This window comes from Novosphingobium sp., from assembly GCF_027486195.1.
Taxonomy (GTDB): Bacteria; Pseudomonadota; Alphaproteobacteria; order Sphingomonadales; family Sphingomonadaceae; genus Novosphingobium.
The window spans coordinates 14960-24419 of sequence record NZ_JAIXPP010000013.1; the positions used below are offsets into that span (position 1 = coordinate 14960).

21 protein-coding genes are annotated in these 9460 nt (G+C 64.0%); 10 read left to right on the forward strand and 11 right to left on the reverse strand.

The genetic code is table 11. From position 1 onward, the window contains the following. Positions 1-3: 3 nt before the first annotated feature. The 11 genes from Q0071_RS02695 to Q0071_RS02745 all read right to left on the reverse strand — a co-directional run bounded on the left by Q0071_RS02695 (position 4) and on the right by Q0071_RS02745 (position 5208). Entirely contained in the window at positions 4-1011 is a 1008-nt protein-coding gene (locus tag Q0071_RS02695) for a RecT family recombinase (protein ID WP_298165034.1), read from the reverse strand. A gap of 28 nt (positions 1012-1039) precedes the next feature. Continuing rightward, positions 1040-1336 carry a hypothetical protein gene (locus Q0071_RS02700; protein ID WP_298165036.1) on the reverse strand — a complete coding sequence of 99 codons (297 nt, stop codon included), beginning with the start codon at positions 1334-1336 and terminating at the stop codon, positions 1040-1042. 44 nt (positions 1337-1380) lie between these two features. Further along, on the reverse strand, positions 1381-2190 hold the full coding sequence (locus Q0071_RS02705; protein ID WP_298165038.1) for a hypothetical protein: 810 nt from the start codon (positions 2188-2190) through the stop codon (positions 1381-1383). Between the two features lie 17 nt (positions 2191-2207). Then, on the reverse strand, positions 2208-2606 hold the full coding sequence (locus Q0071_RS02710; RefSeq protein WP_298165040.1) for a hypothetical protein: 399 nt from the start codon (positions 2604-2606) through the stop codon (positions 2208-2210). Continuing rightward, positions 2596-2838, reverse strand: coding sequence for a hypothetical protein (locus Q0071_RS02715; RefSeq protein ID WP_298165042.1), 243 nt, complete (start codon positions 2836-2838; stop codon positions 2596-2598). The genes Q0071_RS02710 and Q0071_RS02715 overlap by 11 nt, the downstream gene beginning before the upstream one ends. Continuing rightward, on the reverse strand, positions 2835-3011 hold the full coding sequence (locus tag Q0071_RS02720; RefSeq protein ID WP_298165044.1) for a hypothetical protein: 177 nt from the start codon (positions 3009-3011) through the stop codon (positions 2835-2837). The genes Q0071_RS02715 and Q0071_RS02720 overlap by 4 nt, the downstream gene beginning before the upstream one ends. After that, positions 3008-3445, reverse strand: coding sequence for a hypothetical protein (locus Q0071_RS02725; RefSeq protein WP_298165046.1), 438 nt, complete (start codon positions 3443-3445; stop codon positions 3008-3010). Before Q0071_RS02725 ends, Q0071_RS02720 begins: the two co-directional genes overlap by 4 nt. After that, entirely contained in the window at positions 3442-3645 is a 204-nt protein-coding gene (locus Q0071_RS02730) for a hypothetical protein (RefSeq protein ID WP_298165048.1), read from the reverse strand. The genes Q0071_RS02725 and Q0071_RS02730 overlap by 4 nt, the downstream gene beginning before the upstream one ends. Then, positions 3642-3956 (reverse strand): hypothetical protein, encoded by a 315-nt coding sequence (locus Q0071_RS02735; RefSeq protein WP_298165050.1) that lies wholly within the window; start codon positions 3954-3956, stop codon positions 3642-3644. The genes Q0071_RS02730 and Q0071_RS02735 overlap by 4 nt, the downstream gene beginning before the upstream one ends. Continuing rightward, positions 3953-4276 carry a hypothetical protein gene (locus Q0071_RS02740; RefSeq protein WP_298165052.1) on the reverse strand — a complete coding sequence of 108 codons (324 nt, stop codon included), beginning with the start codon at positions 4274-4276 and terminating at the stop codon, positions 3953-3955. Before Q0071_RS02740 ends, Q0071_RS02735 begins: the two co-directional genes overlap by 4 nt. 188 nt (positions 4277-4464) lie before the next feature. Beyond that, positions 4465-5208 carry a S24 family peptidase gene (locus tag Q0071_RS02745; protein ID WP_298165054.1) on the reverse strand — a complete coding sequence of 248 codons (744 nt, stop codon included), beginning with the start codon at positions 5206-5208 and terminating at the stop codon, positions 4465-4467. Positions 5209-5280: 72 nt separating this feature from the next. Between Q0071_RS02745 and Q0071_RS02750 the strand changes: the two genes are divergently transcribed. From Q0071_RS02750 to Q0071_RS02795, 10 genes are read left to right on the forward strand one after another with little or no spacing between them, the layout of a single operon-like run. Then, positions 5281-5535 (forward strand): carph-isopro domain-containing protein, encoded by a 255-nt coding sequence (locus Q0071_RS02750; RefSeq protein WP_298165056.1) that lies wholly within the window; start codon positions 5281-5283, stop codon positions 5533-5535. 3 nt (positions 5536-5538) lie between these two features. Continuing rightward, positions 5539-6018: a hypothetical protein gene (locus tag Q0071_RS02755; protein ID WP_298165059.1), complete on the forward strand. Its 480-nt coding sequence runs from the start codon at positions 5539-5541 to the stop codon at positions 6016-6018. After that, positions 6015-6221 carry a hypothetical protein gene (locus Q0071_RS02760; protein WP_298165060.1) on the forward strand — a complete coding sequence of 69 codons (207 nt, stop codon included), beginning with the start codon at positions 6015-6017 and terminating at the stop codon, positions 6219-6221. Before Q0071_RS02755 ends, Q0071_RS02760 begins: the two co-directional genes overlap by 4 nt. Continuing rightward, entirely contained in the window at positions 6214-6663 is a 450-nt protein-coding gene (locus tag Q0071_RS02765) for a hypothetical protein (RefSeq protein ID WP_298165062.1), read from the forward strand. Before Q0071_RS02760 ends, Q0071_RS02765 begins: the two co-directional genes overlap by 8 nt. Beyond that, the gene (locus Q0071_RS02770; protein ID WP_298165063.1) at positions 6660-7001 is read left to right on the forward strand and encodes a winged helix-turn-helix domain-containing protein; all 342 of its coding nucleotides are present in this window, start codon (positions 6660-6662) and stop codon (positions 6999-7001) included. Before Q0071_RS02765 ends, Q0071_RS02770 begins: the two co-directional genes overlap by 4 nt. Beyond that, positions 6998-7651, forward strand: a complete 654-nt coding sequence (locus tag Q0071_RS02775) for a hypothetical protein (protein ID WP_298165064.1) — start codon at positions 6998-7000, stop codon at positions 7649-7651. The genes Q0071_RS02770 and Q0071_RS02775 overlap by 4 nt, the downstream gene beginning before the upstream one ends. Continuing rightward, a complete protein-coding gene (locus Q0071_RS02780) occupies positions 7651-7920 on the forward strand; it encodes a hypothetical protein (RefSeq protein WP_298165065.1) in 270 nt (89 codons plus the stop codon). Before Q0071_RS02775 ends, Q0071_RS02780 begins: the two co-directional genes overlap by 1 nt. Beyond that, positions 7917-8579 (forward strand): hypothetical protein, encoded by a 663-nt coding sequence (locus Q0071_RS02785; protein ID WP_298165067.1) that lies wholly within the window; start codon positions 7917-7919, stop codon positions 8577-8579. Before Q0071_RS02780 ends, Q0071_RS02785 begins: the two co-directional genes overlap by 4 nt. Then, positions 8576-8749, forward strand: coding sequence for a hypothetical protein (locus Q0071_RS02790; protein ID WP_298165068.1), 174 nt, complete (start codon positions 8576-8578; stop codon positions 8747-8749). Before Q0071_RS02785 ends, Q0071_RS02790 begins: the two co-directional genes overlap by 4 nt. Continuing rightward, positions 8746-9411: a hypothetical protein gene (locus tag Q0071_RS02795; protein ID WP_298165070.1), complete on the forward strand. Its 666-nt coding sequence runs from the start codon at positions 8746-8748 to the stop codon at positions 9409-9411. The genes Q0071_RS02790 and Q0071_RS02795 overlap by 4 nt, the downstream gene beginning before the upstream one ends. Positions 9412-9460 lie beyond the last annotated feature (49 nt).

Consider the following 9460-nt stretch of genomic DNA (forward strand, 5'->3'; position numbering starts at 1 on the left):
CGGTCAGGCCTTCCCGCCGCGCAGGCGCTTGGCACAGCCGTCGCGTTCGTCGCTCAGTGCTGCGTAGGCGTCGTCGATGAAGTAGCCCTTCACCTCGTCGAAGCGCTTGTTCAGGTCGATGATCGTCGGCGCGGCTTGCAGGTATTCGAGCGCCTGGTCGAGCGTGGGGGCGTCTGCGGCGTTGTTCGCCGTGCCGTCATGCTGATCGCCGTACTGGTGATCCTCGCGGCCCTCCCCGGCATCGAGCGCGCGCGCAGTTTCCTCGTCGACCTCGGTCATGCCGGTGCGCGGGTCGCGCGGGAGCACCTCGCCGGTCTGCGGGTTGTGCTGGTCGATGATCTGCGCACTGGCGTTCTGCTCAATTGCACCAGTGAAGGTGGGCATGACGAGCGTCGAAGTTTGCCGCACTTCACCGCCGTCAGCATCGTCGACGCCCTCGATGCCCGCCGTGATACCGAAAGCAAGACGCACCGCCTGACAGGTGCAGCGCACATCGAGCATGTGGCGCGGCTTCTGCTTCCACGGATCGGTGTTCATCTTGAACTCGTCGAGGTAGACCATCTTCTTGGTCGGACGGGTCCGGTCCTTCCGGTAGATGATCCCCTCGACCGCCTTGATCTCGCCCGTTTCGTCCTCGATGTGCTCGTACTCGATGCCATCGAACTGCGGGTGCCGGTTCATGATCTTGATCCAGCCATCGTAGGCCACCATGGGCACCACGCCGCCGCCGCGCTTCGGAAATGCGTAGATTTCCTTGGTCAGCGGATTGAGCTCGTACTCATTCGCCACCATCACGCAGACCATGAATTCTTCGTAGCTGGTGCAGCTGGCGAAGGCCGTCTTCGCCAGAGTGTCCTGCAGCTTCTGGGGATCAAGCGCGAGGCGAGCGGCAAGCGATTCCAGCGCGCTCATGGGCTTGGGGCGCTGCGTTTCGCGCGCAGCAACCGCGCGCAGGCGGCTTTCCTCGATCTGCGCATCGGCGCGCTGGACGGCTTGGGAACGGGCATTCATGTTCATTTTCTCCGGTTGAAATGAGGGATCAGAATTCGGCTTCGTCGCCGAGAAGGTCGCCGATCCAGTCCGGCCTGTCCGCCTTCGCGGCGGCTGCCGGAAGGTCGGCGGGTTCGGCGTCCGGGTTGTAGATCCCGAGGATCGGCTTGCAGGCGAAGGACGGCGCTTCGCTGGTGACCTCGTCGACCCAGACGCGCTTCCATGCGGTCGGGTCGCGGTTGTCAGCGACCTTGACGACATCGCCCTTCTGGAGCGGCTCGCCATCCCACTGGTAGGTATAGGTCCGGGTGTCGGACGGGCGGAACTTGCACTTCACGTACTGCATGGCGGTATTCCTGCTTTGTTCGCTGGCTGGATGGTTGGCGCGGCTCAGCGGACGCTGGCGCGCGCGTGGTCGGTGATGGTGACGCCGGGGATCGCGACCTGGCCCTTGGTCGCCTTCACGAACCGCTGGATCGCCTTGTCGATCGCCTCGCGCACCGCAGCGTCGTCCTTCACCTTCCTGAAGGCTTTGGCGTAGTCGGTGACCTGCGAGCGCCATTCGATCCCCGAGGAAATCGTCGCGCCGTCGGTGCGGACCGGACCGGCAAGCGGTGCCGGGGCGGCGAGCGGCGGAGGCGGCGGCGCTTCAGGGAGAACGTCGGCGCTGATGCCGTTCTCGCGCAGCACTTCGGCAGCCTTCCGGCGTTCCTCTTCCTGCCGCTGCAGTTCGGCCTGACGCTCCAGCTCGGCCTCGCGCTGCTTCTTGCGTTCGGCTTCAAGGTAGCTTTCCATCTGAGCCAGCACCCGTTCGCGCGCAGCCTTGATCCTGCCGATCAGCGCATTGCGCTCGGCGTCGACCATGCGACCACCCTGCAGGTATGGAGCCTTGACGACGGTGTGCGTGGCGTCGACGTGCTGCTCCATCGCGCGCAGCTTCTTCGCCAGCTTGCCGCACCGCTCGTAAGTGTCCTGATCGGTGCACTTGGCCCGATCCGCTTCGCCGGTCTGATAGCCTTCGCTGCTTCGGTCGCCGACGCCGCAGCGGTTGTCGACAATCACCAAAAAGTCAGGGTGCTCGGCGGTCAACTGCTCGCGGAACTCGAGCGGGATCAGCTCTTCGAGCGGCGGCTTGTTGTGATCGCGCGGCGCCGGGGCGATAGCCTCGTCATCGAGCTTGCGTGCAGTAGTGATGCCCATGGCAAATGGCTCCTCGGCTAGAAAAGTTGGGGGTCGTTGATTGAAAGGGGATCGATGCGCTTGCGCGGGTCGGCATATGCGCTGCCGGGCGCGTTCTCCGCGGCCCAGCGCTGGCGGGCGCAATACGTGCGGTATTCATCCTCGGAGATCGGATCGCCGGCGCATGTCGGCCAGACACGGTCGAGATCGATCAGCTCGCCGTTGAACATCGCCTGCCAGCGCCAGGAACGGTCAAGCTCCTCACCGGTGACCGGATCCAGCGGGGCACCATACCAGATGCGCACACCGCCGAAGACCGAACCCGAGCGAAGGCGAAACCGATAGTAGCCCTCGGCAGGCCGGGTGACGTCGACCGCGCCGGCCACCGCAACGGGGCGCACGGGCCGCTCAGCATAGGGGGCGGCATCATTCCGCATCGGACGATGCCCCGTTATCGAAACCGGCCTCGACGGCTTCGATGTGGGAGGGGCGCGCACCGTGCGGGATCGGCGAGGCTGCGCGGGGAACAGAGAACAGGCGCTTCCACCATGGGCGGCGGGCGGCGCGGAGCCGGGCCCATTCCTCCATGGTGGGGGCACCGCCGCGCACGGGCGGGAATGCGGTCCCGGCGCGGCTCTGGTGGATGAGGATGTAGGAGGCTCGACTCACGACACGACCCACCCGATGAAGGCGAGAACGATGGTGATGGCTGCGAGGCCCGCGATGGTTGCGCCTACGCCGATTGCAAGGCCCATCATCGGGCCCATCCCGCTCGGCTCGCGGCCAAGGGTGCGGTGCGCTTCCTGCTCTTCTCGGTGACAGCGCTTGTAGGTTTCGATCACGACACGATCCCTTCGATCGCACCGCTCCGCCGGCCCACCACATCGGCGCCCGGCGTCCAGCGCCACGGCTCGACCGGATCGAAGCCGCGCACCTTCATTGCCATCTGCCGGTCAGCGAAAAGGTCGCGGAATTGCTTCGACACGAGCGTGTCGGGGCACTTACGCCAGACCGGCTTGCCCTGCCGAACAACGGCGGTGGCAAGCACCTGATCGCCGGAAATCGCATCGGTCTGTAGGACCGCGATGTGTTCCTTGTGCGCGCAGCCGTGCAGCGCCTTGGCGAAAGCCTGATCGAGCGTTTCGGCGTTGCCGCAATCGAGCGGGTGCGCCTCGCCGTTCGCGCCCTGCTTCCACGCCTTGAAGCGGAGGCGGCGGAACTCTGCGGCGCGGCCAGTCGGCAGCACGCGGGCCATCTGTGCGACGCCCCCGTTCATGCTGCGATACTCCGGAGAGCGGCAAGCGCGGTCTGGACTTCGCGGTCATGGTCAAGGCGACCATCACGCAGCATGGCCTCGTAAGTCGGAATGTGATCGGCCCACGCGAACAAAGTTGCGTTCGGCGTCGGATACTTAAGGGACAGCCGGATGTACTGGTCCGCTGCAATGTCGCGGGCGCGCTGGAGAAGGTCGCTCATGCTGCTTCTCCCTTGGCTTTGCAAAGGGCAGCGCGGGCACGATCTTGCTTGGCGATCAAGCCGCAGACGCAGGGCTTATCCATGTCGTCGCCGTGGCCGCAGTAAACGTGGTGGCCTTCGTATCTGAGCAGTTCTTCCATTGTCTGGATCAGCTCAGGAAGTGCAGCAATGGCGCGGGCATCTTCCGGCTCGACAGTCTCGGCAACGATGCGGCCGTTCGTGCAACCGACATCTTCAACGCGGACTGTGTGCCAGCCATTGGCGCTTTGCGGACCCTGAAACCAAGGCCCCGGAGTGTGTTGCGCGCTCATGCTGCGATCTCCCGCACAAGGCCGATGTGCTGAAAGCGGCGCTCGGAAACGCGCTCGCCATCGGCATCAAGGTCAGCAACCCGAACCTCGGTGACGCGGTCCCAAGCCTTCGTTTCGCGGGCGTTGTAGAAGAAGATGCCGACGCCGGTTTCGTCGACCGCACGCAGGTCGCAGTCGTAAGCGTGCTCGCTGCGAGTGAACACGTCGACCGCAATGTTCTGGCGGGGGAAGCCCTCGGGGCTGCGCGGCGGATTGAGCTTGTAGCCAGCGTGCGGCGCGAGGATCGCGATCAGCTCGGCGGTGGTGACGGGGGTTGCCATCGGAAGTCTCCAAACTGGCCGGGTCTGCGCTTTCGGCTCACCGGCTGTTGGATTATGCGTACAGTCCGTGTGTACGTTCGTCAAGCTGAAACAAACATATTTTGCGTACACTGGGAGACGCAAAAAAGCCCGCCGGTGAAAGCGGGCTCGGATTAAGGCGGGTCAATGACTTAGGCGTTAGACCTCTTCTACGAAATCAACTCCTGCCATGGTATGACCCGATGCATCTTGAGCACGTCCTTGGCTGCGACTGCAAACGTGATGGGCGGGTTGTACTGCGCCAGCTCGATCAGTGACGCCGTTCGCTTGACCAACCGCTTCACTAGGACGGTGCGCGCGCTCTCGCCGTCATCGTCGTCGTGTTCGTGGCCGTTTTTACGCAGGTAAACCACGACGTTGTCGCCAATACGCGGTGGCCTCTTTGTTTCGACCAGGATCAGCGACGCATCCTCGTAGACTGGATCCATCGAGGCGCCCTGCACATAGAGCCCATAGGCATCGGCGCGGCCGTCCAGAATAACAGGGCGCTTAGCGTGCCCGATAACTTCGTCCTCAAACAAGTAGGTTTGCTCGATAGCTAGACCGTCAGCAACCCGATCGGCACCGAGCGCTGTGCCCAAGATTGGCAGGTCCTGTCGCATCCGCTCCAGCGATGCACCCTCAAATTGCACGGGTACGCCGTTCGGCAAAGGTAACCCGACAAGCGCGTAAATCTCTTGCGCTTCGATTGGCGGCGTGCCCCTCCCCGTCAGTGCATCCGCCATTCGCTTGGCGACATCTGGCTTGATGAGGCCCTCGAAGTGCGGCTCGATATAGCGTTGAACGCCGGAACCGTGAGAGTAACCGGCCGCCTTCGCGAAATCCCGAACGGAGTAGCCTGCGCGCTCCATCAGGTGACGTAGAATCTGTCCGGTAGCCTGGCCGTCGCTCATGCGAACAGTATCTGCGACAGGGCTTACACAATCCACATTGACGCTCGTACACACGGTATGTACGTAAGCGTCATGGAACACCAAGCCGCGATCCAAGCCCTTGGAGGCATTCGAGCACTGGCCCGCAAACTGGGTCATACCAACCACACCACTGTGCAGGCGTGGTTCGATCGCAATTCGATCCCGCTCAATCGCTGGGCCGAAGTGATCGCTGCGGCTGAGGCCGAGGGGATGGTTCTGACGGCGAGCGATCTGCTGCCGCCCGAGTTGCGTCTTCCAAAGGATAGTGGCGCAGAGACACCCTCTTCGCCGCAAGAGGCAGCCTGACTGATGGCGCCAAAAACTTCCGATCTGCTCAGTTTTGCTGATCGCGCGCCGACGTTCATGTTTGGCATGGGCGCGGCATTTTTCCTGTCTGCCTTGGGCCACACAGTACACGACGCGCTATTTGCGGCCAAACAGGTGGTCGAGAAACACCATGTAGAGCAGCAGCAGCGTTCCGCCGATGCCGAAGTAAAGTGCGAGCGGCTGGAGTGTTTCAGCAGCGGCGGGATCTTGCTTCGCCAGATAAAGCCCGGCGGCAAAGCTGATTCCTGTGGACGAAGCGACGACGCACCACGGAGCGACCGCGCGCCAGAACCGATCCCAAGGATCACTGTTTTGCTTTGCGAGCGAGAGGATGACACCGCCGATCGCGACCACCGCCGCAACGATCCATTCCATACCTTTTCCCATGCTAGTCTCGACAACCGCATGGTGACCGATGCCGGTGGGGCGGACAACCCCGCCGGCGGAGGGTTTTCCGCATGATCGACGACACCAGCCTCGCCGGATCGTGGGCCGAAGCGCTGACCTACCCCCACAGCATCACTGTGTCCGAATTCCGCGCGCCCGACACCCTGGAAGAATGCGCGGCACCTTGCCGGGACAGCACAGTCCCACTGCCGGCGAAAGCCCGCTTCCCTGTGCTGTCCCGGTTTCTTTCGATCTTCCATGGAGCCATAAATGGCTGACAGCGCACGCAATGTCCTGTTGCCTCTGATGCTTCCGACGCAAAAACAATTGCGCGCGGCGGTAGCTGCGATCATCCGCGATATTCAGCACCGGCATGCTGAAAGTGACCAGTGCACCGCCGATCGGGTGGGCATTTCCGTCGGCACGATCCGCAATGCTCGCGATGAAAAGACCGATCTCAACGCGCTGTCGATCGCGAAGATCGGCGCCATTTACGGCGCGGATGCGGTTGCCCCCTACAATGCGCTCTACGGCGCCACCGCACATGGCGTGGCATCGTCCGATGCTGCTCCCCTGACCGAAATGGCGGACGCGCTGGCCGCGCTGATGCGTGCCGGTGGTCCGAAGGCAAGGCTTGATGCGCTCCCCACCTTGCGCGCCGCGCTCGATGCCATGGGCGCATATGTCGTCACTCTTGAGCGTTGGAAGATCGCAGCATGAGCGCGCCTGGCTTCTGCCCGTGCTGCGGGTACAACTTCCGCGAAGATGAAATCGTCGAGCGCGACGGCTTCACGATCGATCCGCGCGCTGCGTCGGTCATCTACCACGGCAGGAAACTGCAAATGGCGGCTAGCCCAGCCCGCATCATGCACGCGCTGGCTGCATCGGATCGGGCTGTGCTGCGGGAGGCTCTGCTGGCGCGCGTCAGCGGCTCCGAGGACATGAACACCTTGGCCGTGCAAGTGCATCGGGCACGCAAGGCTTGTGAGGATGTCGGCGCGCCTTGCCCGATCTTCACCCAGCAGGGCGTCGGCTACATCTGGCAGGTGGCAGCATGATCCCCCGCCCTGCTTATGCCGCCGCCGACAATGCCGCGCTGCGCCACGCCGACTTTCGGGACTATACCAAGGCGGTGCTCGCATCCGCGAAACTGCGCGACAGTATCCTGATTGCACGCGGGCTGCCGCCGATCGGTATCCCGCACATCAACGACAACGTCCGGCGCGGATGCCTCCAGCCCTCCCCGCACAAGGGCAACTGCACGGGGTGCGGCGCCGGGCTGAACGGGCGCAAGAACAAGTCCGGTCTCTGCCTCGCCTGCTACGGCGCGGCGCAGCGAGCCAAGCGGAAACGGTGCTCGGTCTGCAGCGTGCCGCTGACCGGCAAGAATACGACCGGGCGCTGCCGGGCACACCGGGTCGGACCGCGGTCCGCGACGCCGAGCGATGCTGTTCGCGCCATGCTGGCGAAGATCGGGCCTATGCTGCGGGTGCAGCCCGCTGACGTGCTTGGCGGATCGCGGGAAAGCGATGTCGTTGATGCGCGCTGCGTCATTGCAGTGGCGCTGCGGAGGAACGGGCATAGCCTGAACCAGATCGGGCTGCGGCTGGGCCGCGAACACAGCTCGATCAAGAGCCTGATCGCCAACCTGCCCATCTACATCGAGCGCAATCCTCGTGTCGCCGACGCGCTGGAGGCGCTGGCGTGATGGCTGCGTTCAACAAAGACATTCCCACGGCGCCGATTTACGACGAGCACTATCGAGCGATGCAGCAAGGCAGCGACGCGCTGCGCGATCGCATCCTCGACTTCCTCTCCCACCGGGCCGAGCGTGAAACCCGCGTGCGCGAGCGCAACAATGCCGCGCGCAAAGCAATCGCCGCCGGCTGGCCAAAGTCGGAAGTCATGGACCGCTACAGCCTGTCCGTCACCGCATATGAGCAGCTTGCCGGGCAAGTGCGGGCAGGCTCGCTATGACCGGCCAGAACCGCAGCAGCGCGGTCATGCAGCAGCGCAGTGAGCCGCACGAAATCGTGAGTATTGCTGAGGCAAAGGCACGCGGGCTGAGATGGTATTTCACCGGCATTCCTTGCGTGAATGGGCATATCGCAAAGCGGTCTTTGTCGAACCGCGGTTGCCGCGCCTGTGTCGAAATGCGCCGCGCCGCGAAAGACCAAGCCAATCCAGCGAGAGCGCGCGAGCGCAACGTTCGGCGCTATCACAAGGACGTGACAGCTAGCCGCGAGAAGGTTCGTCTTGCTCGCGAGCGCCACGCAGAAAAGCGTCGCGCATATGATCGTGAGCGTTACGCGGACCCAGACCGCAAGGCAGCTCAGAAGCAACAGGCACTGCGCTGGGCGCGCGAAAATCCCGGAAAACGCAACGCTATTGTCGCGGCGCGGCGATCATGGATCAAGCGCGCTACACCCCGTTGGCTGACGCAGGAAGACCGGCGCGCGATTGCCGTGATCTACCGCAAGGCAGCTTCATATGGCCCGGGGGTCATGGAGGTGGACCACATTGTCCCGCTGCGTGGACGCAACGTCTGCGGCCTTCACGTGCCGGGCAACCTCAGGATCATTCCCGCCCAAGTCAATCGGCTCAAGAGCAACCTGTTTTCGGAGGCCCTAGCATGAACATGCGCCTGTTCCGCCGCCAGCACCAACCGATCGGTACCGACACCGCCGCCCGCCGCCTGCAGGAGCTTGCCTGCCTATCCACTCGCGAGCGTTTCCGCGCCCGGGCCCGGATGATGCGCGAGGATATGGGGCTTCCTCCGTCGCCTGCGCTGGAGCCGCGCGCATGATCGGCGGCAGCCAACAGGCGCGCATGTTCCGCTGCGCCATCCGCGATGGCTTCGATCTCGACAGGGCCGTTGCCCACGCAGGGCTGAGTCTCGCTGAGGCCAAGCTGCAGCTTGCCGACGAGCAGCGCAATCCGCCCCCGGCAGAGGCGTTCGAACTCCTGCCAACCCGTTCCACCACCGAAGCAAAGGAGGCCGCTGTGGCCAAAGAGAAGAAGGACAAGAGTGACGGCGCCGACCCCGAAGGCGGCGTCTACAACGCGCCCAACGCCCGCGAGGCCATCAAGATCTACCGCAACGAGGTCGCGCCCCGCAAAGCGTTCATCAACGAGAAGAGCGGCGATCTCTCAGATCCGTACAGGCGGATCAAGGACGACTGCAACTTCCCGCGCAAGGTCATCGACTTCCTGTTCTTCCTCGAAGGCTGCGAGGACGCCAAGCGCGATCACTTCCTGACCGCACTCCATGCCGGTCTGACCGAGATGAACTTCAAGCGGCCGACTGACCTGCTGACCCTCGCCGAGGGCAACGCGGGCGGCGATGTCGTCCCCGGCGGCGCGAAGGCCGAGAAGCCGCGCATGGCGACGCTGCAGCCCCACACCGCTGGCGACGATGATCTCGCGCGCGCCGGCGGCGCCGAGCCGACGACCCTGCAACTGAACTGAACCCGGAAGGGGGCGGCGCTCGACGTGCTGCTCCCGCCGTGTGGAGAGT